The following is a 23,464-nucleotide window of genomic DNA, read 5'->3' as shown; positions in this document are numbered from 1 at the left end:
CGAGCCGATTCCTCCCATGCCTCCTCCCACCGCTGTTCCCACTCCTCCTCCCGGCGCTCTTCCTTCCCCAAGGTTCACCCCCGAGGAGCTCTCCGCCATGCTGGGGGAGAAGAACAGCCCCACCGCCGAACAGTCGCACATCATTTCCTCGCCATTGTCGCCCCGGCTGGTCATTGCCGGCGCCGGCTCGGGTAAAACCGCCACCATGGCTGACCGCGTGGTGTGGCTTGTCGCCAACGGCTGGGTCCGGCCGGAGGAAGTACTCGGCGTGACTTTCACCCGGAAAGCCGCCGGCGAGCTGGCCACGCGTATCCGCGCCAAGCTGACCGCGCTGCAGCGTATTGCCGCGGCCGACACGCAGAACCAGGTGTTCCCCGCCGGGCTGCTCAGCACCGACGCGCTCGAACCCAAGGTCTCCACATACCACTCCTACGCCAGTGGGATCGTGTCCGACTACGGCCTTCGGCTCGGCGTGGAACGGGACGTCGTGCTGCTCGGCGGCGCCCAGTCCTTCCAGCTCGCGAGCGAGGTTGTGGAAGCGTTCGACGGCGACTACGAACACTTCCGCTCCGCCAAGTCCACCCTGGTCAAGGCCGTCATCCAGCACGCCGGCGAGTGCGCTGAACATCTCCAGGACCCGTCCGGGGTCCGCGGCTGGCTGCTGGACCGGGTGGCCGAGTTCGAGTCGCTGCCCTACGTCGCCACGGCCAAGAAGAACCCCAGCCAGGCCGCGGCCGAGCTCAGCGGAATGCTCCGCACCCGGGCCAGCGTCGCGGAGATGGTGGGGCGCTACACGGACGCCAAACGCGCCCGCGGCGCCCTGGACTTCGGCGACCTCGTGGCCCTCGCCGCCCGCGTCGCCGACCAGATCCCGGTGGCCGCGGAAACCGAACGCCAGAAGTACAAGGTGGTCCTGCTGGACGAGTTCCAGGACACCTCGCACGCCCAGCTGGTCCTCTTCTCCCGGCTGTTCGGTGACGGCCACGCCGTCACTGCGGTCGGGGATCCGAACCAGTCCATCTACGGGTTCCGCGGCGCCTCCGCCGGCCAGCTCTTCCACTTCGTCCGCGAATTCCCGGTCCGGCTGCCCGGCGGTGGCACCGCCGAGGACAGCGCCTCCGAAGACGGCACTGCCGACGCCGGCAACTCTGCCCGCTTTGCCGTGGCGCCCACGTCGTACCTCACCACGGCGTGGCGCAACGGCCGGAACATCCTTGCCGCCGCCAACGCCATCTCCGCACCCCTCAGCAAGGCCGCAGCCCGGACCGGACCGGCCGGCGAGCGGGACACCGCCGGGAGCGTCGAAGTTCCGCCGCTGCAACCGAGTCCGGCCGCGGTCCAGGGCCGTGTGGTGATGGGGCGCTTTGGCACCGACGAGGACGAGGCCGCGGCGATCGCGGACGACGTGTTGAAGTTCCGGGTGACTGATTTTGACGGGTCCGCAGCCGAGCCTGAGCCTCCTGCCATGGCCGTGCTGTGCCGCCGGCGCGCCCAGATGGAATGCATCCGGCGCGAATTCGAGGTGCGCGGGATTCCGTATGAGATCGTCGGCCTCGGCGGCCTCCTGGACACCCCCGAGATTGTCGACCTTGTCGCGACCCTCCGGGTGCTGGCCGATCCGGGCCGCTCGGATTCGCTGATGCGCCTGCTCGCCGGGGCGCGCTGGCGGATTGGCGCCGCGGACCTGATGGCCCTGCGGGACTGGTCCAGCTTCCTCGCCCGGCGCCGAGGCCGGTCCGGAACCATGGATGAGGACGCCGACGACGGCGGGGCCGAGGCTCCCGTGATCGAGGGCGACCTCACGGACGCCGCCAGCCTCGTCGAGGCCCTCGACTGGCTGCCACGCGAGGACTGGACCTCCGCGCACGGCCGCCAGCTCAGCCCCGAAGCTCTGGAGCGGCTCCACCGGCTCTCGGCGGAACTCCGGGAGCTGCGTGGTTACATGGGGGACGACCTCACAACACTCCTGGGTGAGGTGGAGCGGGCCATGCTTCTCGACATCGAAGTGGCCGCACGTCCCGGGACCAGCATCCATCAGGCCCGCCGCAACCTGGACGCCTTCCAAGACGCCGCCGCCGGGTTCCTGTACACGTCCCAGCGCGTTGATGTGCTGGCCTTCCTGGCCTGGCTGGAGGCGGCAGCCGCCGAGGAGAACGGTCTCGACGCCGCCGCGCCGGAAGTCAACCACGAAGCGGTGCAGCTGCTGACCGTCCACGCCTCCAAGGGCCTGGAATGGGACGTGGTTTTTGTGCCCGGGCTCAACGCCGGGGCCTTCCCCAGCAGCCGGGATTCGCGCTGGAGCAGCGGCAGCGCCGCGTTGCCCTGGCCGCTGCGCGGGGACCGCGCGGACCTGCCGCAATGGAACCTTGAACACCCGGACCAGAAAGGCTGGCTCGACGCCGAGAAGGAATTCAAGTCCGCCGTGCAGGTCCACGGCGAGGCCGAGGAACGGCGGCTGGCCTACGTGGCCTACACCCGGGCCAAACACGTGCTCTGGGTGTCCAGCGCCGCCTGGGTGGGTTCCCGCGCCGGAATGGCGGACATGTCGCCTTTCCTGGCCGAGCTCGAAGTACTCACCGCCGACGGCGCCGCTGCGATCCACCCGCTGTCCGTCAGCGAGGAATCGCTGCCGGAGGAGAGCCCGCTGACCTCGGAACTGGAGGTTGCCGGCTGGCCGTATGACCCGCTCGAAGGGCCGACCGATCCGCGCACGGGTGCGCGGCTGCGGCTGGTTCCGGGCCGGCGGGCGGCGATGCGGTCCGCGGCGGAGCGGGTGCTGGACTCTTTGGACTCCGGGGTGCTTCTGGACGCCATTGCCGATGCAGGCAGCACCGGGCCACGCCAGGGCCGCCCGCTGCGCGGGCCGGCCGGCGGCTGGGCGCTCGAGGCCGCGACCCTGCTGGAGCGCCGCTCCCGCCGGACCCTGGTACAGGATGTGCACCTGCCCGGCCACATCTCCGCGTCCACCCTGGTGGACCTCGAGGACGACGCCGGCTCCGTCGTCGCCCGGCTGCGGCGTCCGGTACCGCGGGAACCGGGGATGTCCGCCCGCAAAGGGACGGCCTTCCACGCGTGGGTGGAGGAGTACTTCGGTACTGCAGGCATGTTGGACCTCGGCGAGGCGGCGGGCTCCGATGATCACATCGACGAGGCCTACGGCCTGGACACTATGGTGGAGACCTTCCGGCAGTCCGAGTGGGCCAACCGCGCCCCGGCCCACGTCGAGGTGCCGGTGGAGACCCGGATCGGTGACGTGGTGGTCCGCGGCCGGATCGATGCCGTCTTCCGCGATGCCGACGGCGGCTGGGACCTGGTGGACTGGAAGACCGGCCGCCGTCCGTCTGCGGCCCAGCTGAAGACCAAGGCTGTCCAGCTGGCCGTCTACCGGCTGGCCTGGGCCCGGCTCAAGAACGTCCCCCTCGACCAGGTCCGGGCGGCTTTCTACTACGTGGCGGACAACCAGGTGGTCCGGCCGCACGATCTGGGCTCAGCGGAGCGGCTCGAAGAGATCGTGGCCGCGGCCCTGGGGAGGGGCTAGCGGAATTTCGCGTCGACCACCGTGAGAGCGGTGGTCGAGGTGTCTTCAGCATCCGGGCCGTCTGCCGGGGCAGGGCTGTTTTCCCGGACAACGGCGATCGACTGGGTTGAGGTGTCTTCCGGGCCGTCGTCGGAGGCACTCTCGTCGGAGGCACTGTCGTTGGAGGCGTCGTCGTCGGCGGTCGGCTCGTCGACGGGGATCGGCGTCACCTGCACGGCAGGCATTGCGCTGCTGGTGGGAACGGCGGAGAGTCCGGAGACCGTGTCCGGGGCCAGCAGGGTCACCTTGCTGACAGCCGGGACCGGCGGCTGATCCGGCGCCCTATGCGGCGCCGTGTCCGGTCCGTTGTCCCGGGATGGGCTATCGCCAGATTCCGGGGCGGGTGCAGGCTGGGGGAGGGGTTCCACGCTGATCGGCTGCCCGCCGTGTTCCGCGACGTCCTCGGCGAGCACGGTGAGCATCGATTCGGCTTCGCCGATCATTTCTTCGTTCCCGGCGGCGAGGCCCTTGACGAGGTATTGCGCCAAGGCGAATTCGGCGGAGAGCGCTGCACGCCGCAGCAGATGGGCGTCGGGCACATCGCGCCGGGCGGAGGTGTAGTGCCCTAGGACGGCATCCACAAAGTCCTGGTCGTTGGAGGCAACCAGCCAGGCCATGTCGTCAGCCGGGTCGCCGATACGCAGATCGGTCCAGCCTGTCACGGCCGTGACACGGTCGCCGTCGACCAGCAGGTTGTCCTCGTGGAGATCCCCGTGGACCACGCAGGGGTTGAAGCGCCACAGGGAGACGTCCTCGAGGGCGTGTTCCCAACGGCGGAGCAGCAGTGGCGGGATCTTGCCGGTGGTCGCGGCCTGGTCCAGTTCGTTAAGGCGGCGCTGGCGGAACTCGTTGGGAGTGTAGCTGGGCAGATCGGCGTTGCTCACCAGCGAGTGCGGCAAATCGTGGATGGCGGCGAGGGCCGCGCCGATCTCGCGGGCAACGGCGGGGGACGCGGCGCCGAGGTCCTCGACGGACCGGGTGGACCCGGCCAGGTGGGAGTAGACAAACGTGCTCAACGGTCCCTGCCGGACGGTGCCGGCAACCGTGGGCATGAGGAACGGGAGTTCGGCCCGGATGCCGGGTGCGAAGGCCCGCAGCACCAGGAATTCCGTTTCCAGCCGGGCGCTGGCCTCGGCGTGGCGCGGCGAGCGGACGCGCCAGCGCTTGCCCTCGGAATCCAGGAGGAGGGCCGAGTCGAAGTCCGCCGGATCGTCGGGCGCAGAGCTAACGGCGGTCGGGGTCAGTCCGGGGACTGCCGCGGTTGCCACAGCTGCCAGTTCGATTGGTTTTCTTCTCACTCTTCCACGGTAGATTGAGCGGCGCCCAAGACCGCGATGCACCACGGCGAGTCTGAAAGATCGGGAATAAATTGCGCCCCGGGCGACGCCGCCACGCCGGTCCGGGACCACCGTGCCCGCGGCACGTGCGGATGCCCACATACGCCGGGGAAAAATGTCATTTGTCAGCGCGAGTCAGTACGGTGGGTACATGAGTCTTGCGGAGTCACCGGCCCCCAACAGTCAGGCCCCGTCGGGCACGTCAAACTCCCCGCACGCCGGCCTGGCCGCCAACCATCTTTTGGACACCGTCCTTCCGGTGCGCCCGGCGCTGATTGACCGCGGCTCCGCCGCACGGCTCAAGCCCGGGATGCTCCAGGAGCTCCTGCACTCCGGCGCCGCACTGGCCATGGTGCTGTCCGGCCGGCAGGCCCTGGTCAACGGCAGCAGCCTGGTCCTGCTGAACGCCGCCGAACTGGCCCGGCACCTGCAGGACACACCTTACGCCCCGGAACAGCTGATTTACCTGGGCTCCGCCATGCCCGGCTCGGACCTGGAGGTGGGCACCGAACTGGTCCTTTTCCTCCTGCCGCAGCAGTTCGAAGTCCAGGCCGAGGAATTCGAAGCCCATATCGCCGGCATCCCCGATGGCGCGCAGTGGGCGGGATTCCGTGACGTCGCGGCCACGCTGAACCCCACTGATACCGCCATCTTTGTTGAAGCCAGCGCCATCGCCAACTGGCACGCCACCCACACCCACTGCCCGCGCTGCGGGACGGCCACCGTGCCGGAGGCCGGGGGCTGGGTCCGCCGCTGCCCCTCCGACGGCTCAGAGCATTACCCCCGCACCGATCCCGCCATCATTGTCACGGTGGTCGGCGCCGACGGGCGCCTGCTGCTCGGCGGCGGCGGCCCGCTCGACGCCCGCAACTATTCCACCCTCGCCGGCTTCGTCGAACCGGGGGAGTCGCTGGAACAAGCGGTGGTCCGGGAAATCGGCGAGGAAGTCGGCGTGCGCGTCACCGCCTGCCAGTACCTCGGCTCCCAGTCGTGGCCCTTCCCGGCCTCCCTGATGCTCGGCTTCACGGCCACCACCGCGGACACGGACGCCACGCCCGACGGCGTCGAAGTCACCCGGGCACGCTGGTTCAGCCGGAGCGAACTGCAGGAAGCGGTGCTCAGCGGCGAAATCGTCATTTCCAGCAGACTGTCCATCGCACGGTCCCTGATTGAGCACTGGTACGGCGGCGCCATCCAGGACCGCCCGGACAACCCGTGACGCGATCGTGACAGCACTTATCGGCACCGCCGGGCCGCGGGTCCACCACCGCGGAGCCTCCACCGGAAACCCTCGAACGGCTGAGCAGCAACAGTGAACACAGACATCTTCCAGTCCAGCGCCTTCCCGTCCGGCACGACCGGTACGTCCGGCGAGGATATGCCGGACACCGAGCCGTTGGCGCCGGACAACCGCTCCCTCGAGGAGCGCATTCTCGGGGGCCTCGACGCCGAGCAGCGTGAGGTCGCCAGCACCCTGCAGGGACCCATGTGCGTCCTTGCCGGCGCCGGAACCGGCAAGACCCGCGCCATCACGCACCGGATCGCGTACGGGGTGCACTCCGGGGTGTACAGCCCGCAGCGGCTCCTTGCCGTCACTTTCACGGCACGGGCGGCGGCCGAAATGCGCAGCCGCCTCCGCGACCTCGGCGTCGGCAACGTCCAAGCCCGCACGTTCCACGCGGCCGCATTGCGTCAGCTCCAGTTCTTCTGGCCCCAGGCCGTCGGCGGAGTCCTGCCCAATCTCCTGGACCACAAGGCCCAGATGATCGCCGAGGCCGCCCGGCGCCTGCGCCTCAGCACGGACCGCGCCTCGATCCGGGACCTGGCCTCTGAAATCGAATGGGCCAAGGTCTCCATGCTGACGCCCGCCAACTACCTGGAAAAGGCCCAGGGCCGCGGCACACCGGGCGGCTTTGACCTGACCGCCGTCGCCCGGGTCTTCCAGTCCTACGAGGACGTCAAGACCGACCGGAATGTCATCGACTTCGAGGACGTGCTGCTGATCACCGTGGGCATCCTGCAGGAAGACCCGAAGGTCGCCGCCACCGTCCGCGAGCAGTACCGCCACTTCGTCGTCGATGAATACCAGGACGTTTCGCCGCTGCAGCAGCGGCTGCTGGAACTGTGGCTCGGCGGCCGCGACGAGCTCTGCGTCGTCGGCGACGCCAGCCAGACCATCTACTCCTTCACCGGGGCCTCGCCGAAACACCTGCTCGGCTTCAAAGCCCAGTACCCCGACGCCACCGTGGTCAAGCTGATCCGCGACTACCGCTCCACGCCGCAGGTGGTGCGGCTGGCCAACGAGCTGCTGGCCGGCCGGCGCAGCGGCGGCCCGGCCGCCGACGCCTGGGCCACGCCGCTGCAGCTCGTCGCGCAGCGCCCGCCCGGCCCGGTGCCGCAGTTCACCGAATGCTCCGACGACGAGGCCGAGGCCGCCACCGTGGCGGTCAAGGTGCGTGAGCTCCTCGACGCCGGCACCCCGGCCAGCCAGATCGCCGTGCTGTTCCGCACCAACGGCCAGTCCGAAGCCTACGAACAGGCGCTGGCCTCCGCGGGGATCGGCTACCAGCTGCGCGGCGGGGAACGGTTCTTTGCCCGGAAGGAGGTCCGCGACGCCATCCTGCAGCTCCGGGCCGCCACGCGGGCCGTCGCCGAGACCGCCAGCCCCGAGCCGCTGGGCCAGCTGGTCCGCGACATCGTCGCCTCGCTTGGCTATACGGAGGCCGCCCCGCACAGTGGCGGAGCCCTCCGGGAGCGCTGGGAATCCCTCGCGGCGCTCGTCGCGCTGGCCGACGAACTCGTGATCAGCCGCGGCGGGCAGTTCGGCCTCCCGGACTTCGTCAACGAACTCCAGGAACGCTCCCTCGCCCAGCACGCCCCGACCGTCCAGGGCGTCACCCTCGCCTCGCTGCACGCCGCCAAGGGCCTCGAATGGGATGCTGTGTTCCTCGTGGGGCTCAGCGAGGGCCTGATGCCGATCTCCTTCGCGGACAGCCCGGAGTCGGTCGATGAGGAACGCCGCCTGCTGTACGTCGGGATCACCCGGGCCCGGGAACACCTCTTCCTGTCCTGGTCCACGGCGCGCACCCCGGGCGGGCGCGCCAACCGGAAGCCCTCGCGCTTCCTGGACGGGCTGCGCCCCGATTCCGTGGCCAGCTCCTCGGCCCGCGGCAAGGGACCGGCACCCCGCCGCAAGGCCGCCGTACCGGCAACCTGCCGGGTCTGCGGCACCATGCTCTCCTCCGGCGCCGAACGCAAGGTGGGCCGCTGCCACCAGTGCCCGCCCAGCTACGAGGAGCAGACCTTCGACGCGCTCCGGCAGTGGCGCAAGGATGCGGCGCTCGACGCCGACGTCCCCGCCTTTGTGGTCTTCACCGACGCCACGCTGACGGCCATTGCCGAAGCCCGGCCCGATTCCCTCGACCAACTCGCCAAACTGCCGGGTGTGGGACCGTCCAAGCTGGAAAAATACGGCGAAGCAGTCCTGGCAGTGCTGGCCGAGAGCACCACCCTCTGATGGCCGGCAGCAGGCCCGCCGCCCCCGCAGCCACGCCATTGACCACCGCCGACGGCGCCCCCGTGGAAGTGCGCCGCTCGGCCCGCCGCCGTCGGACCGTGGCCGCGTTCTGGGAGAACGGCACGGCCGTGGTCGCCATTCCGGCGTCCTTCAGCCGCGCCCAGGAACGGGAATGGGTGCACCGGATGCTCGAGAAACTCCGGCTTCAGGGGGAGCGCCGGACCCGAGGCGCGGGACGCCGCCGGCCGCGCAACGACGCCGATCTGGCGGAGCACGCCGCCGGGCTCTCCGCCAAGTATTTCGGCGGACGGGCCGTGCCGTCCTCTGTCCGCTGGGTAAGCAACCAGAACTCGCGCTGGGGTTCCGCGACGCCGTCGGATGGAACCATCAGGCTCTCCGACAAGCTTCAGCCCATGCCGCAATGGGTCATCGACTATGTGCTCCTTCACGAGCTGGCGCACCTGCTGGTGGCCGGGCACAACGCCGCGTTCTGGCGGCTGCTCGAGGCCTATCCGGACACGGCCCGCGCCAAGGCCTTCCTGGAGGGGGTTTCCTTCGCCACATCGCGCGGCCTCGCGCGGCCGGGCAGTGACAATGTCGACGACGGTCTGGACGACGACGTCGTGGACAACAAAAGCCCCGGCCGGAACTGACGTTCCGGCCGGGGCTATCCCGCTCAACAGCTAGGGCTTCGGACCCGCGCCCTCTCCGGGAGAGTCATCCGTTTCCGGTCCGCCGTCCTGTTCGCCGCGGCCCGACTGGTCTGTTGCGCCGGGCCCCTCTGTTTCATCAGGCTCCGCGGTGTCGTCCCCGGCAGTCTCCGCCTCCTCCGGCACGTCGAATCCGCCGCTCAGCAGCTTCTGCAGCGCATCGTCAACCTCGGAGTCGCTGGCCTCGGCCAGTTTCCGGCGTTCGCTGAATCCTTTCGGGTCTTCCAAGTCTTCGGCGGTCGGCAACAGGTCCGGGTGATGCCAGATCGCGTCGCGGCCATCAACACCGCGTTCATCCTTGAGCGAGGCCCACAGCGCGGCGGCCTCCCGCAGCCGGCGCGGACGCAACTCCAGCCCCACGAGGGACGAGAACGCGTGTTCGGCCGGTCCTCCGGTGGCGCGGCGGCGGCGCACGGTCTCGCGCAGCGCAGCAGCCGAGGGCAGCATCTTTTCGGTGGCGGCCCAGCTCAATTCATCCACCCAACCCTCCACCAGGGCCAAAGCGGTTTCCAGCTTCTCCAGCGCCTGCTCCTGGGCGGGCGTGCGCTGCGGCATAAAGACGCCCTGCGACAGGGCCTCCTGGATGCCCTCCGGGTTGCTCGGATCCAGTTCGCGGGCGAGCTCCTCAATCTTGGACGTATCGATGTGGATGCCGCGGGCGTACGCTTCGATCGCGCCGAGGAGGTGCCCCCGCAGCCAGGGAACCTGGACGAACAGCCGGGCATGTGCTGCTTCCCGGACGGCCAGGAACAGCCGGATATCGTTCTCGGGCAGGCTGAGGCCCTCGCCGAACTTGGCCACGTTGGAGGGCAGGAGGGCCATTTCGAGGTCGGCCAGCGGGACGCCGATGTCGGTGGAACTGACCACCTCTGCCGACAACGCGCCGATGGCCTGGCCCAGCTGCATGCCGAAGATCGCGCCGCCCATGTTCTGCAGCATTGAGGATGCCCCGCCCATCATGGACTTCATCTCTTCCGGCATCTGCTCGGTCATGGCCGCGGACAGCGCATTGGCGATGCTGTTGGCCACAGGTTCGGTCAGGCGCTTCCAGGTGCCAAGGGTTTCTTCAACCCACTCGGCCCGGGACCAGGCCCGGCCGATCAAACCGGTGGCCGGCAGGCCGGTGACCTGGTCAAGCCACAATTCGGCGAGCCTCAGGGCCTCATCCACCTCGCGGGACTGCTGCGCCGTGACGGACGGGTCGGAGCCGCTCGCTGCCACGCGCCGGGCGTTCTCGTGCGCCAGTTGCCAGTTGACGGGGCCCTCCGAAGGGGCGCTCATCATGGCCTGGACCTGGGAGAACATCTGGGCGAGGAGGTTCGGGTCGTCCGGGAGACCCGCGGCCTTCGCCAGTTCCGCAGGGTCGATGTTTCCCATGCCCTGGCCGCCCATCAGGTTCTTCAACATTTCCGCCAGCGGATCCTTGGGCTCCTCGTCGCCGTTGGACGGATTAAGTGGATTGGAGGTCATGATCCCGCCGATCTTCGGTGTGGCTGCTTCTGACGTTCACGCTACCCCGCTGCCAGCGGGCTGTCTGCTGAAACCCGGCCACGTTCGCTGTCGGCAAAGAGCCTGGCGGGCAGCCGAGCGCGTAGTGTTAGAGACTGGAATATTTGCAGGCGGCAGCCGCGGCGAAAGCGGCGGCGGCGGTGCGCCGACCAGTGGGCCCGCAGGGTTCTCGGGCGCCGGCACGGAGAGGTCCTTCATTGACGATTACGCAGGGCGAGCAGCCCGCCGGCGACCCGGCAGCCGGCAGGCCGCCGGGCAGGCGGGCACGCCTCGCCGGACCACGTTCCGCCGGGAAGCGGGACAAACGGTCATCAGCCATGCTGGTGTCGGGGCTGCTCGCACTCGGGCTCGGCGTCACCGCCCTGACCCTGCCCGTCCCATACGTCGTGGAGTCACCGGGCCCGACGTTCAATACCCTGGGCAAGGACAACGGCAAGCCGGTCATCAGCGTCACCGGCCGTGAGGCGTTCCCGGCCGAGGGCAACCTGGACCTCACCACCGTTTACGTCGACGGCGGCCCCAACGGTCCGGTGACGGTCTTCGAGGCATTCACGGCCTGGCTTAGCGGCGCCAAAGCCGTGTACCCGGAGGAACTCGTCTTCCCCACCGGTGTGACGAAAGAACAGTCCCAGCAGGAAAGCGCCGTCGCGATGACCACCTCGCAGGAGAACGCCGTGGCGTCGGCCCTCAAGGAACTGGGCATCGCGTTCGAGCAGAAAATGCAGGTCGCGGGCATCCCGGAGGGCTCCGCCTCCGCCGGGAAACTTCAGGAAAACGACGTGCTGGTCTCCGTCAACGGCAAGCCGGCGACCGCCCTGAGCGTCGTCCAGGCCGAACTGGCCGCCGGAAACGGTGCGCCGGTGGATGTCGTCGTCGAACGCGACGGCAAGAATGTGACGGCCAGCATCACGCCGTCGAAGAATCCGGCCGGCCGGTTCATCTTGGGAGTCCTGCTCCAGTACAAATTCAATTTCCCCTTCGACGTCAAGATCTCCCTCGAAAAAGTCGGCGGTCCCAGCGCGGGAATGATGTTTGCCCTGGGCATCGTGGACACTGTCACCCCGGGGGACCTGACCGGCGGCGAGCATGTTGCGGGAACCGGGACCATCACCCCGGACGGAGCCGTGGGCCCGATCGGCGGCATTAGCCAGAAGATGCACGGCGCGCGGGCAGGAGGCGCCACCCTGTTCCTTGCCCCAGCCGCAAACTGCGACGAAGTCGTCGGGAATATCCCGGACGGACTGCAGGTGGTTCGGGTCGAGAACCTTGCCGAGGCGCGGAAAGCGGTCGAACTGGCCGCGTCCGGGGCCGACACATCTGGACTTCCGGTTTGTTCCAGCAACTAGACTGGCCGCGGAACTAAGATTCGCTGCCATACGTGGCACATATGACGGCTTCGCCGCCCTGGCGGCCGGTGCCGGTGGCTGTTTCGATGCAGGGGCCCTGGGCTACCGCATCGAAGCACCGCACCTACAACTAAAAACCAGTAACTGACGACCAGCTATGAGGTACCGAGTTTGTCCCGTCCCGCCAGCACTGTCCCGCCCGGAAGGCCCCCGCAACGACGAAGCGCACTGACGCCGACGTTGATTGTTGTGGCCTTGATTGTGGTCGGCTTCATCTTCTTCGCCAATGTCTGGACGGACGTCCTCTGGTACCAGCAGTTGGGCTTCTTCGAAGTCTTCCTGACCGAGAACCTGGCCCGGATCGTCATCTTCCTGGCTGGCTTCGCCCTGATGTTCACCGCGGTTTTCTTCGCCATCCGGATCGCCTACCACTCACGCCCCGTGTATGCGCCGGACTCGGACATCCGTGACAACCTGAACCGCTACCAGGTCCAGCTTGAACCGGTCCGCCGCGTGGTGATGATCGGCCTGCCCATCCTCTTCGGCCTCTTCGCCGGAAGCGCCGCAGCCAGCCAGTGGCAGAAGGTGCTCCTGTTCCTGAACCAGGAGCCCTTCGGCCAGAACGACCCGTTGTTCGGGCTCGACATCAGCTTCTACCTGATGACCCTGCCGTTCCTGGGCTTCGTCACCGGCTTCCTGATCAGCGTCACCATCATCGCCGGAATCGCGGGCATCCTGACGCATTACCTTTACGGCAGCATCCGGATTATGGAACGCGGCATCTTCACCAGCCGTGCGGCGCAGATCCACCTCGCCGTGTGCGGTGCGGCGTTCCTGCTCCTGCTGGGCGCCAACTTCTGGCTGGACCGCTACGCCTCCGTGCAGAACAGCGGCGGCCGCTGGGCCGGTGCCCTGTACACGGACGTGAACGCCGTCATTCCCACCAAGGCCATCCTGGCCGTCGCCGCAGTCCTCGTCGCCGTGCTGTTCGTCGTCGCTGCCGTGATCGGCAAGTGGCGGCTGCCCGTCATCGGCACCGCCATGCTCGTTATCACCTCGATCCTGGCCGGCGGCGTCTACCCCTGGGTGATCCAGCAGTTCCAGGTCCGCCCGTCGGAGCAGACGCTCGAGAAGCAGTACATCGAGCGCAATATCAACATGACGCGGTCGGCCTATGGACTCGATAAGATCCAGGAAACGCGCTACAACGCCACCACCGAGACCACCACGGGCGCCCTAGCTCCTGACGCGCAAACCACGGCCAACATCCGGCTGCTGGACCCGAACCTGATCTCGGATGCGTTCTCCCAGCTCGAGCAGTACCGCCCGTACTACCAGTTCCCCAGCGCGCTGAACGTGGACCGCTACGAGATCGACGGGAAGATCCAGGACACCGTCATTGCCGTCCGCGAACTCAACCCGGACGGCCTCAGCGCCAACCAGCAGTCGTGGCTGAACCGCCACGTCGTCTACACCCACGGCTACGGCGTCGTCGCGGCCAAGGGCAACAAGTTCACCGTCGACGGCAAGCCCGAGTTCCTGCAGTCCGGCATCCCGTCCACCGGTGTGCTTGGCGATGACTCGAGCTACCAGCCGCGGATCTACTTCGGTGAAAACTCGCCGGACTACTCCATCGTCGGAGCCCCCGACGGCGCCCCGAACCGTGAGCAGGACCGTCCGGCTGCCAAGGAAGGCGACGGCGAAACGCAGTACACGTTCACCGGCGACGGCGGTCCGAACGTGGGCAACTTCTTCAACAAGGTTCTCTACGCGATCAAGTTCCAGTCCTCGGACATGCTGCTCTCTGACGGCGTGAACCCCGAATCCCAGATCCTCTACGACCGCGATCCGCGCGAACGCGTCGAAAAGGTCGCTCCGTACCTGACCGTGGACGGCAACGCCTACCCTGCCGTCGTTGACGGCCGCGTGAAGTGGATCGTGGACGGCTACACCACCAGCCCGTACTACCCGTACTCGCAGCAGGAGCAGCTCTCCGAAGCCACTGCTGACTCGCAGACAACCGCGGGCCGCACGGCTTCCCTGCCGAACACTTCCGTCAACTACATCCGCAACTCGGTCAAAGCCACTGTGGACGCCTACGACGGAAAAGTGACGCTCTATGCCTGGGATGACCAGGACCCCGTGCTGAAGGCGTGGCAGAACATCTTCCCGTCCTCGCTAAAGCCGTTCTCGGAAATGTCCGGAGCGCTTATGAGCCACGTCCGCTACCCGGAGGACCTGTTCAAGGTCCAGCGGGAACTCCTGGGCCGCTACCACGTCACCCAGCCGGACAACTTCTACACCAACAACGATGCCTGGAGCGTCCCGAACGATCCGACCGTCCAGGGTGACGTCAAGCAGCCCCCGTACTACATGTCCCTGAAGATGCCTGACCAGGACAAGCCGGCCTTCCAGCTGACATCGTCCTTCATCCCGCAGGTGGTCAACGGAAACGCCCGCAACGTGCTCTACGGCTTCCTGGCCGCGGACTCCGATGCAGGCAACCAGAAGGGCGTCAAGGCGGAGAGCTATGGCCAGCTCAGGCTCCTGCAGATCCCGCCGGAAACCAATGTTCCCGGACCCGGCCAGGCGCAGAACAAGTTCAACTCCGATCCCACCGTTTCCCAGGCGTTGAACCTGCTGCGCCAGGGTGCGTCGGCGGTGCTCAATGGCAACCTGCTGACCCTGCCGGTCGGTGGCGGTATGGCGTACGTCCAGCCCGTCTACCTGCGCTCAACGGGCGAAACGTCCTACCCGACGCTGCAGCGCGTGTTGGTGGCGTTTGGTGACAAGATCGGGTTCGCCCCGACTTTGGATGAGGCCCTCAACCAGCTGTTCGGCGGTGAGTCGGGAGCCAGTGCCGGCGACGAGGCCAACAACGGGAAGTCGCCCGCCACGCCCACGACGCCGGGCGGCACGCCGTCCGCTCCGGGCAGCACCGACGCCAAGGCGGAGCTCAAGGCGGCACTGGCCGACGCCAACGCCGCCATCCGGGCCGGCCAGGAGGCCCTCGCGAAGGGCGACTTCGCCGCCTACGGCGAGGAGCAGAAGAAGCTCAACGCGGCACTGCAGCGGGCCATCGACGCCGAAGCCAAGATCGCGGCGACGCCGGCCCCTGCTCCGGCGGCAACTCCCGCCCCGACGCCGGCGCCGACCCCGAGCAGCTGATGCGGGGCTGGTGAGACACTGCCGGCGCAGACACGGTCGAGGGCCGGGTTCACGTTCCACTGGAGCGGGAACCCGGCCTTCACCTTTCCCGCTTTGCCTTTCCCGTCCGGGGGCGGAGCGCGTGGGTCCGCGGCGCGGGGAGACGCACATCACGCCACCTGGATTTGGCCCTAAGTTCACCGGCAGGTAGAGTTGATCTTGCGACGCGGGGTGGAGCAGTTCGGTAGCTCGCTGGGCTCATAACCCAGAGGTCACAGGTTCAAATCCTGTCCCCGCAACTGAAGAGAAGGTCCGGAGTACTGGAAACAGTGCTCCGGACCTTCTGCTTTAAGTCCGCAGCGGGTGCCGCGGGCCGCGTGCAGGGAGGTGGCTTGGGCGGCACCAAAAGTAGGGTAGTGTTGATCAAGCGACGCGGGGTGGAGCAGTTCGGTAGCTCGCTGGGCTCATAACCCAGAGGTCACAGGTTCAAATCCTGTCCCCGCAACTGAAGAAGAAAAAGGAAAGGCCCGGATCTGTTGATCCGGGCCTTTGTCGTTGCCCCGGGCGGACCCCGAACACCCCCTGGAAAACGGGGTTCCGTGCCGGCGGCCCGGTATCGGGCGGGCGCAGCCCGTTAGCCGTCTTTGAGCCGCTGGTAGGTTTCCAGCGCCCGGGCCCGTGACTCGGGCAGTCCGACCACCGGGTCCGGATAGCCGGACGCTGGGCCCCCCGCCTTCCACGGTTCGTGGATCGCCTTGTCGTCCAGGTCGGCCAGCTCCGGAAGGTACTCGCGCAGGTAGCGGGCCCCGGCGTCGAACTTCTTGCTCTGGGTGACCGGGTTGAAGATCCGGAAGTACGGTGAGGCGTCGGCGCCGGATCCGGCCACCCACTGCCAGTTCGCCGGGTTGCTCGCGGCGTCGGCGTCCACCAGCGTGTCCCAGAACCAGGCCTCGCCGAGTCTCCAGTCGGCCAGCAGGTTCTTGACCAGGAAACTCGCGGCGGCCATGCGGACGCGGTTGTGCATCCAGCCGGTCCGCCACAGCTGGCGCATCCCGGCGTCCACCAAGGGATAGCCGGTCCGGCCCTGCTGCCAGGCTGTGAGTTCGGCCTCGGAGGGCGTCTGCCAGGCGAAGCGGTCAAACTCGGGACGGTAGTTGCGGGTGGCCAGTTCCGGGTTCTCGTAGAGCAGCTGCCAGCAGAACTCCCGCCAGCCGAGTTCGGAGCGGAAGATCCCGACGTCGGCCGGCGCCGCGTGTCCGTAGCGTTCCCGCAGCGCGTGCCAGATCCGGAAGGGGCTGATCTCGCCGAACCGCAGATGTGCGGAGAGCCGGCTGGTCCCCTCGACCCCGGGGGTGTCCCGGCCTGTGCCGTATTCCTCGGCCGGACCGTCGAGGAAGTCGTCCAGCCGCTTCAGTGCGCCGGCTTCCCCGGGCTGCCAGGTTTCGGCCAGGCCGGCACTCCAGTCCGGCCTGCGGGGGAGCAGGCCCCAGTCCTGGAGGGCATCGCCGGCCGGGAGCCTTCCCTCCGCGCCCACAGCGGGGCTAGGGAGGCGTTCCGGGGCGTCCAGGGGGAGCCGGGGCTCCGGTGACTCCAGGCAGGCCCGCCAGAACGGCGTGAAGACCTTGTACGGCCCGCCCGCGCCCGTGCGCACCGTCCATGGCTCAAACATCAGGTTCGCCTGGAAGCTGGCAGCCGTGAGGCCCTCGTCCGCGGCCCAGGACTTGATGCCGGCGTCCACTTCGCGTTCCGGACCTCCGTAGCGGCGGTTCCACAGCAGCGTTGAGGCTCCCGTCTTCCGGGCGAGGTCCCGGATAATACCCGCGGCCGGTCCACGGCGCAGCAGCAGGCGTGAGCCCGCCGCCTCAAGGCCGGCGGCGAGCTCCGCCAGCGAATGGTGCAGCCACCATTTTGTGGCGCCGCCGAGGGGCCGGACGCCGGGGGATGATTCGTCGAGGACATACACCACGGTCAGCGGCTGTCCCAGCGAGGCCGCTTCGCTCAGGGCCGGGTTGTCATCCAGCCGGAGATCGTCGCGAAGCCAGACAAGGGTGGAAGATGGGGTTCCCGAAGACATGGATCCACGGTACACGTGGCAGGCACGGCAAAGGCCGGGCCCCGCCGCCGTCGATCGACGGTTCAGGGGCCCGGCCTCGGCAGATCCGGTACCTCGGGTCCGGCGGAAAGCGCCGGGGGATCGCCTAGAGCTTGTCGAAGTCGGCTTCGTCGACGGTGGAGCCGGCTGCCCGGCCCTCTCCGGCGCCGATGGCTGCGGGGGAGCCTCCGGACTTCAGTGCGGCGAGCCGTGCCTCGATCTCGGTCTGTTCGCCGAGGTCCTCCAGCGAGTTGAACTGCGCGTCCAGGCTGGACGCGGCCAGCTCCTGCTGGCCGCGGACCTTCGCCTCTTCCCGGCGGATCTTTTCTTCGAAGCGGCCCACCTCGGACGTGGGATCCATGAAGTCGATGCTCTTGAGGGCATCGTGCACCTGGGACTGGGCGGCGGCAGTCTTGGACCGGGCCACCAGCTGGTTGCGCTTGCTGGTGAGCTCGTTGAGCTTGCCCTTCATCTGGTCCAGGCCGTGCTTGAGCTTGTCCACGACCTCGGTCTGCGAGGCGATGCTGGGCTCGGCGGCCTTGGCATCGTTTTCCGCGGACATCTGGCGCTGCAGGGCCACCTTGGCCAGGTTGTCGAACTTCTCCGCATCGGCAACGTCACCCTTGGACCGGTACTCGTCGGCCTTGCGGGACGCGGCGAGGGCTTTGCGGCCCCAATCCTGGGCGTTCTTGACGTCTTCGTTGTAGTCGTCCTGAAGCATGCGCAGGTTGCCGATGGTCTGCGCCACTGCGGACTCGGCCTCGGCGATGTTGTTGGTGTAGTCCCGGACCATCTGGTCCAGCATCTTCTGCGGGTCCTCCGCCTGGTCCAGCAGGGAATTGATGTTGGCCTTCGCCAGCTGCGCCATGCGGCCGAAAATGGACTGCTTCATGGTGATACCTTTCGTCCTGCTCAGTGGTTCCCACTGAATTCGGTGAACAGTGAAAATGTACTTCTTCCATCCGCCCGCGGGAGCTTCCCGCCGGCGCCTAGTCTGTAGTGTCCTGGCCCGCGTGGCGGGCAGCGGCCTCGTTAGAAGTCGCCTCCGCCGCCGAAGTCCCCGCCCCAGCCTCCGCCGGCGTCTCCGCCGCCTCCCCAGCCGCCGCCGGAATCTCCTCCGCCGCCCCAGCCGCCGCCCCCGCCGCCGCCGGAATCTCCTCCGCCGCCCCAGCCGCCGCCCCCGCCGCCGCCATGCAGGATGGAGTTGATGAGGATGCCGCCAAGGATGGCGCCGCCCAGGCCGCCGCCCCCGCCGCCGCCGAACATTCCGCCGCGCCCGTAGCCTTGGTTGGCGTATCCGCCGAAGTGGTCGACGTCGGACTGGGCCAGCTGCGCGGCCTGTGCCGCGAGTGCGTGGGCCTGCTGGGCGTACTGCAGGGCCGTGACAGGATCCGTACGGGAGATGGACAGCGCGTAGTCCAGGTTCCGCTGGGCCTCAGCCAGGCGGGTCCGGGCCTCGGTGCCCACGCCGCCGCGGCGGGCCGTGATGTAGTCCGAGGTGGCGCTGATCTGCGCCTGCGCGGACATGATGCTCTGCTGCAGGGAGGCCTGCGCACGGCGGGCCTGTTCCTGCTGGTCCCGGATGCCGGAGAGTGCCGCATCCAGCGACTGGTGCGCCGTCTCGACGCGCTCCAGGGTGGCGATGGGATCGATCTTTCCGCCGTGGATTTCCGCCTTGACCCGCGCCAGCGAGGCTTCCACGGCGGCCACCGGCCCGGTCAGCTCAGGGTGTGCCCCGGACTGGATCAGTGCCCTGGCCTGGGCCAGGTCCTGTGAGGTGTCGACGACGGCGGACTCGAGCCCGCTGCGGGCTTCGTCGAGGCTTCCGGCGACCTTTGTGATGGCTCCGATCAGCACATTTGTCTGGTGCAGGCTCTCTTCCGCCGCCCGGACGGCGACGGCGGCGAGGCTGCCTTCGCCGGCGCTGAGCTTCTCCTGGGCCGTGACGGAGGCATTCTGCACGAAGGCGAGCCGTTCCTTGGCCTGGTTGATGTTGTCGCCCACCTGTACCAGTGCGCTCTCGGCGTACTTGGCCCGCAATTCGTGGAGCGACTGCTCGGCGCTGGCGATTTTCGCTTCCGCCTCACGCGCTCCGGCGCTGACCGCGGCAAGCGCCTGCGGGGCGTTTTTCTCCAGCTCGCGGAGCGAATCGAAGTCGGCCTTCTGCTCCTGGAGGGAAGCGAGCGCGGCCTCGGAACGGCGGATGATCTCGCCGAGCCAGGTCCGCTGCTGCTCTTCGGTATCGGGGATGTGGTCATCAAGCTGCTGCTGCAGTTTGAACGACTCTGACATGTGGCCCTTGGCGTCCTCCAGTGCCTTCGTGAAGTTCCCGACGGCGGCGTCGCCGTACTGCGCCTGCGCGAAGCCAAGCTCCTGCTCGCTGGACTTGATGGCGTCGTCGGCCTCGATCAGCAGGGAACCGCTCTTGCGGCGCAGTTCCTCGACGGTGAGCCCGGCGAGCGGATCCAGCTCGGCGCTCTGCTGCCCGTGGCCTGCGCCCGCACCCACGGCGGCTTTCTTCCGGCGGTTACGGAGGTAGAGGTAGGCTCCCGCGCCGCCGGCGGCGACCACGCCGACTCCAACGAGCACGGCGCTGCCGGCGCCGCCTTCTGACGGGACCGTGCCCTTGCCGCCCCCGGCGGCGTCGCCGATGGCAGCGGCGCTATCGATGGCGGCCTGTGCGTAGTCCCCTTCGCGGAGGTTCGGGTCAACGGCGCTTTCCACGATGGTGTCGCGCTGGGAGTCCGTGATTTTGCTGTTGGCGGGCTTGCTCAGCAGGTACTGCTGCGTGTCCGTGGCGACGGTCAGGAGCATGGCGTTGGCGCCAAGGCTTGCCTTGTCCGCCACCTCAGCAGCCCAGGCATACCGGTCGGTGGGATTTTCGAACTTGTCCACGTAGACGACGTGGTAGGTCATCGCGTGGTCGGCGCCGAGCTGCTTGATGGCCTGTTCGACTTCGCCCGTCCGGTCGCCGAGGACGCCGGCGGAGTCAACGATCTTGGTGACGGGGTCGAGGTTCACCGGATCCTCGGCGAGGGCCGGAGCGGCGGGAAGCGCCAGCAGTCCGGCGACGCCGAGAACGGCGAGGAGACGTTTATAGGTAGACCGCATGTGCAACCCTTCAGCACTTCTGCGACCAGTTCGGGCCGAACCGGTCGTCACAGAATGCAGCAGCGCCCCCACGCAGATGTAAAGCCGCAGGTCGCTGTGGCAATTCCATTTGATTCTATGGTGCACCCAATTGACCGTCCACCAACGGGAATATGCCACCAGCGAAAAGCGCTGAACCAGTGGCAGCACGGCTCGCGGCGGGCCGGGACGCCACCCCATCCGGACGTTCAGCAACCTCCCAGCAAACGTGCGCTCTAGTATCAGTGAGATCGTCCATAGTTAATGAAGACACGGATGAAAGGAAGTCTTATGACTGAGAACCCAGCGCAGGGCGCGTCACCAGAGAACCGGGAGCCGGCCACGCCGAACGAGGGCGCAGCCGGACGCCCGCAGGCTGCCCCCGCGCCGGACTCACCGCAGGACACCCCCGCGCCGGACACAGGGCAGGACAGCCCGCAGGAAAATCCGACCCTTCGGCTGGACCGGGCCGCAGGCAACCCGCCCCAGCCGGTCTACCCGCAGCACCAGCCGTCCTACGGCCGGCCTCCGGCAGCGGAGACTCAGCAGTTCGGTGCCCCGCAGGAGTACGTGCACCAAGCTGGCGCGTCGGGCCAGCCCAACCAGCAGCACACCCCGGGATACGGGCAGGCAACGAACACCACCGCTTTTGGGCAGCCCCAGCAGGGCAGCGCCCAGCACGGACCTTTCCAGCACGGCCAGCCCCCTTACAGCCAGGCCCGGCACGGGGGTTTTAGCGGCAACCCGTCCGGCTCCCCGTACGCCTCCGACCCGGCCCACGCCCCGAAGCGCAAGGCTGCCTTCGGTGTCCCGACGCTCGTGGCCAGCATTCTTGCCGCCGGCCTCGTCGGCGGCGGGGTGGTCGCAGGGACCACGCAGCTGATGGACGAGCGCTCCATCACGTCCACCGGATCCAGCAACAGCAGCCAGGCCGGTCCTGTCATCGTCAATAACAGGGAGGACGTGAACGCCATCACGGCGGCGGCGGTCAAGGCCACCCCCAGCGTCGTGACCATCAAGGCCTCAAACGGCAGCGAGGGCGGCACAGGCTCCGGCATCATTCTCGACGGTGAAGGCCATGTCCTCACCAACACCCACGTCGTCACGCTGGACGGCACGGTTGCCAACGCCGCAATCGAAGTGCGCATGAGTGACGGCAAGGTCTACAGCGCCACGATTGTTGGCACGGATCCGCTCTCCGACCTCGCAGTGGTGAAAATCAAGGACGGCTCGGGGCTGGTGCCCGCGGTCCTGGGCGATTCCGGCAAGCTGAACGTCGGCGATACCGCTGTCGCGATCGGCTCGCCCCTCGGCCTCACCGGGACCGTCACCGACGGGATTGTGTCCACCCTGAACCGCACCATCAGCGTTGCCTCCTCGGCCGCCCCCAAGGAGGGGGCGGACAACTCGCAGGGTGACGACCAAGGCTTCCAGTTTGCACCGCCGGACGGCGGGCAGGGCCAGACCACCGCTGACCAGGGAAGCATCTCGATCAACGTGATCCAGACGGACGCCGCGATCAACCCAGGAAACTCCGGCGGTGCCCTGGTCAACACCAAGGGTGAGATCATCGGCGTGAATGTCGCCATCGCCTCGGCCGGCGGCGAATCCTCGAGCAGCGGCAACATCGGCGTCGGCTTCAGCATCCCGATCAACCACGCCAAGCGGGTCGCCCAGGAGATCATCAGCACCGGCAAGGCCACGCACGGCCAGTTCGGCGTGAGTGTGAAGCAGAAAACCGCCAGCGACTCGGCGTCCGGCTTCTCGGTCGGGGCCGAAGTGGCCACTGTTGAGCCCGGCTCCGCCGCGGACAAAGCCGGCGTCAAGGTGGGCGACATTGTGACGAAGTTCCAGGACCTCACCATCAGTGACCCGAACCAGCTGACGGCCGCAGTCCGCGAGCAGCCTGCCGGAGCCTCCGTCAAGGTCACCGTCATCCGCGGCGGCGAGGAGCAGCAGCTCGACGTAACCCTCGGCGCGGCCGCCGAGCAGTAACTGCGGAAAATGCAGTAACTGCCGAAAATGCAGTAACTGCGGAAACGGCGGTAGCAGCGGTCGGCGTTCCACCAGGGCCGGGCAGCACCATCAGGTGCTGCCCGGCCTTCGCCGGGCTGCCTGCGTGTGCAGTGCCGCGGTGTGGCCGGCGCTGACACAGGCCTTAACCCAAGCCGCGCGGGGGACCGCCTATATGGTTAGCTAAGAGCACCCCGGCACTCCGGGCGTTCCGTGGCCACGACCCACCCGGCTGGCTGTCCACCCGCATGGAAGGCTGCTGTAAATACAGTGGAAGAGACATTGAAGATCATCGTGCTGGTCAAGCACGTCCCTGACGCTCAGTTCGACCGGCACCTCACCGGCGAAAGCAATACGACGGACCGCTCCGAGAGCATCCTGTCCGAACTGGACGAGTACGCCCTGGAGGCCGCACTCCAGCTGATCGAGGCCCGCGGCGGGGAAGCTGCCGGCAACAAGGTCATCGCCCTGAGCATGGGACCGGCCGGTGCTGTCAACGCGGTGAAGAAGTCCCTCCAGATCGGCGCCAGCGAAGGCGTCCACCTCAGCGACGACGCCCTGGCCGGATCGGACGCCGCCGCCACCTCGCTGGCCCTGGCCGCGGCCATCCGCCACCTCGGCGCGGACACCCCCGCGGACCTCATCCTCACCGGCATGGCCTCCACCGACGGCGAGACCTCCTTGGTCCCGGCACAGCTCGCTGAGCGCCTGGACCTGCCGCAGGTTACGTTCGCGGCCTCCTTGGAGATCGACGGCGCCAAGCTCACCGCCCGCCGTGACGGCGATGCCCACGCCGATACCATCGAGGCGACACTGCCGGCCCTCGTCTCGGTCACTGACCAGATCAATAATCCCCGCTACCCGAACTTCAAGGGCATCATGGCGGCCAAGAAGAAGACCATCACCACGCTGAGCCTTGCCGACATCGGCGTCGACCCCGCGCACGTGGGACGCTCCGGGTCCTGGACCGCCGTCGAGTCCGCGGAGGCCCGCCCGGCCCGCACCGCCGGCACCATCATCACCGACGAAGGCGACGCCGGCATAAAACTGGTTGACTTCCTGGCCGCCCAGAAGCTGCTCTAAGGGG

At 68.2% G+C, this 23,464-nt stretch carries 13 protein-coding genes and 2 tRNA genes; 10 read left to right on the top strand and 5 right to left on the bottom strand.

Annotated features, from left to right (window positions below; translation table 11 throughout):
* Positions 1 to 16: 16 nt before the first annotated feature.
* A complete protein-coding gene (locus tag FS787_RS04405; protein WP_144671063.1) occupies positions 17 to 3,538 on the top strand; it encodes an ATP-dependent DNA helicase in 3,522 nt (1,173 codons plus the stop codon).
* Here the strand turns inward: FS787_RS04405 and FS787_RS04400 are convergent.
* Positions 3,535 to 4,875: a macrolide 2'-phosphotransferase gene (locus FS787_RS04400; protein WP_144671062.1), complete on the bottom strand. Its 1,341-nt coding sequence runs from the start codon at positions 4,873 to 4,875 to the stop codon at positions 3,535 to 3,537. The two genes, FS787_RS04405 and FS787_RS04400, sit on opposite strands and share 4 nt — an antisense overlap.
* Positions 4,876 to 5,065: 190 nt before the next feature.
* On the opposite strand from FS787_RS04400, the gene nudC reads away from it, so the two are divergent.
* The 3 genes from nudC to FS787_RS04385 all read left to right on the top strand — a co-directional run bounded on the left by nudC (position 5,066) and on the right by FS787_RS04385 (position 9,084).
* Complete coding sequence (nudC, locus tag FS787_RS04395; RefSeq protein WP_144671061.1) at positions 5,066 to 6,133, top strand: NAD(+) diphosphatase; 1,068 nt, start codon at positions 5,066 to 5,068, stop codon at positions 6,131 to 6,133.
* A 159-nt stretch (positions 6,134 to 6,292) separates the two neighbouring features.
* Positions 6,293 to 8,431 carry an ATP-dependent helicase gene (locus FS787_RS04390; RefSeq protein WP_144671946.1) on the top strand — a complete coding sequence of 713 codons (2,139 nt, stop codon included), beginning with the start codon at positions 6,293 to 6,295 and terminating at the stop codon, positions 8,429 to 8,431.
* Positions 8,431 to 9,084: a M48 family metallopeptidase gene (locus FS787_RS04385; protein WP_144671060.1), complete on the top strand. Its 654-nt coding sequence runs from the start codon at positions 8,431 to 8,433 to the stop codon at positions 9,082 to 9,084. Before FS787_RS04390 ends, FS787_RS04385 begins: the two co-directional genes overlap by 1 nt.
* A gap of 30 nt (positions 9,085 to 9,114) precedes the next feature.
* Here FS787_RS04385 and FS787_RS04380 read toward each other — a convergent pair whose 3' ends face one another.
* A complete protein-coding gene (locus FS787_RS04380) occupies positions 9,115 to 10,611 on the bottom strand; it encodes a zinc-dependent metalloprotease (RefSeq protein WP_144671059.1) in 1,497 nt (498 codons plus the stop codon).
* 236 nt (positions 10,612 to 10,847) lie between these two features.
* Here FS787_RS04380 and FS787_RS04375 point away from each other — a divergent pair, with 236 nt between their 5' ends.
* The 4 genes from FS787_RS04375 to FS787_RS04360 all read left to right on the top strand — a co-directional run bounded on the left by FS787_RS04375 (position 10,848) and on the right by FS787_RS04360 (position 15,648).
* Positions 10,848 to 11,996 (top strand): PDZ domain-containing protein, encoded by a 1,149-nt coding sequence (locus FS787_RS04375; protein ID WP_260982387.1) that lies wholly within the window; start codon positions 10,848 to 10,850, stop codon positions 11,994 to 11,996.
* Positions 11,997 to 12,167: 171 nt separating this feature from the next.
* Positions 12,168 to 15,164, top strand: a complete 2,997-nt coding sequence (locus FS787_RS04370; RefSeq protein ID WP_186329089.1) for a UPF0182 family protein — start codon at positions 12,168 to 12,170, stop codon at positions 15,162 to 15,164.
* A gap of 204 nt (positions 15,165 to 15,368) precedes the next feature.
* Positions 15,369 to 15,442: transfer RNA gene (locus FS787_RS04365), tRNA-Met, on the top strand.
* 132 nt (positions 15,443 to 15,574) lie between these two features.
* Positions 15,575 to 15,648: transfer RNA gene (locus FS787_RS04360), tRNA-Met, on the top strand.
* A gap of 129 nt (positions 15,649 to 15,777) precedes the next feature.
* Here FS787_RS04360 and FS787_RS04355 read toward each other — a convergent pair.
* From FS787_RS04355 to FS787_RS04345, 3 genes are all read right to left on the bottom strand, one after another.
* Positions 15,778 to 17,217 carry a deoxyribodipyrimidine photo-lyase gene (locus tag FS787_RS04355; protein WP_144671057.1) on the bottom strand — a complete coding sequence of 480 codons (1,440 nt, stop codon included), beginning with the start codon at positions 17,215 to 17,217 and terminating at the stop codon, positions 15,778 to 15,780.
* 124 nt (positions 17,218 to 17,341) lie between these two features.
* The gene (locus FS787_RS04350; RefSeq protein ID WP_144671056.1) at positions 17,342 to 18,127 is read right to left on the bottom strand and encodes a PspA/IM30 family protein; all 786 of its coding nucleotides are present in this window, start codon (positions 18,125 to 18,127) and stop codon (positions 17,342 to 17,344) included.
* 140 nt (positions 18,128 to 18,267) lie between these two features.
* On the bottom strand, positions 18,268 to 20,346 hold the full coding sequence (locus FS787_RS04345) for a TPM domain-containing protein (RefSeq protein ID WP_186329088.1): 2,079 nt from the start codon (positions 20,344 to 20,346) through the stop codon (positions 18,268 to 18,270).
* Positions 20,347 to 20,655: 309 nt separating this feature from the next.
* Between FS787_RS04345 and FS787_RS04340 the strand changes: the two genes are divergently transcribed.
* Both FS787_RS04340 and FS787_RS04335 read left to right on the top strand, forming a co-directional pair.
* The gene (locus FS787_RS04340) at positions 20,656 to 22,359 is read left to right on the top strand and encodes a S1C family serine protease (protein ID WP_144671054.1); all 1,704 of its coding nucleotides are present in this window, start codon (positions 20,656 to 20,658) and stop codon (positions 22,357 to 22,359) included.
* A gap of 288 nt (positions 22,360 to 22,647) precedes the next feature.
* Positions 22,648 to 23,460: an electron transfer flavoprotein subunit beta/FixA family protein gene (locus FS787_RS04335; RefSeq protein WP_395940313.1), complete on the top strand. Its 813-nt coding sequence runs from the start codon at positions 22,648 to 22,650 to the stop codon at positions 23,458 to 23,460.
* Positions 23,461 to 23,464: the final 4 nt, after the last annotated feature.

The organism is Arthrobacter sp. U41 (assembly GCF_007679325.1).
Lineage (GTDB): Bacteria > Actinomycetota > Actinomycetes > Actinomycetales > Micrococcaceae > Arthrobacter.
The sequence above is the reverse complement of the archived record's forward strand: the minus strand, read 5'-3'. Positions and strand labels throughout refer to the sequence as shown.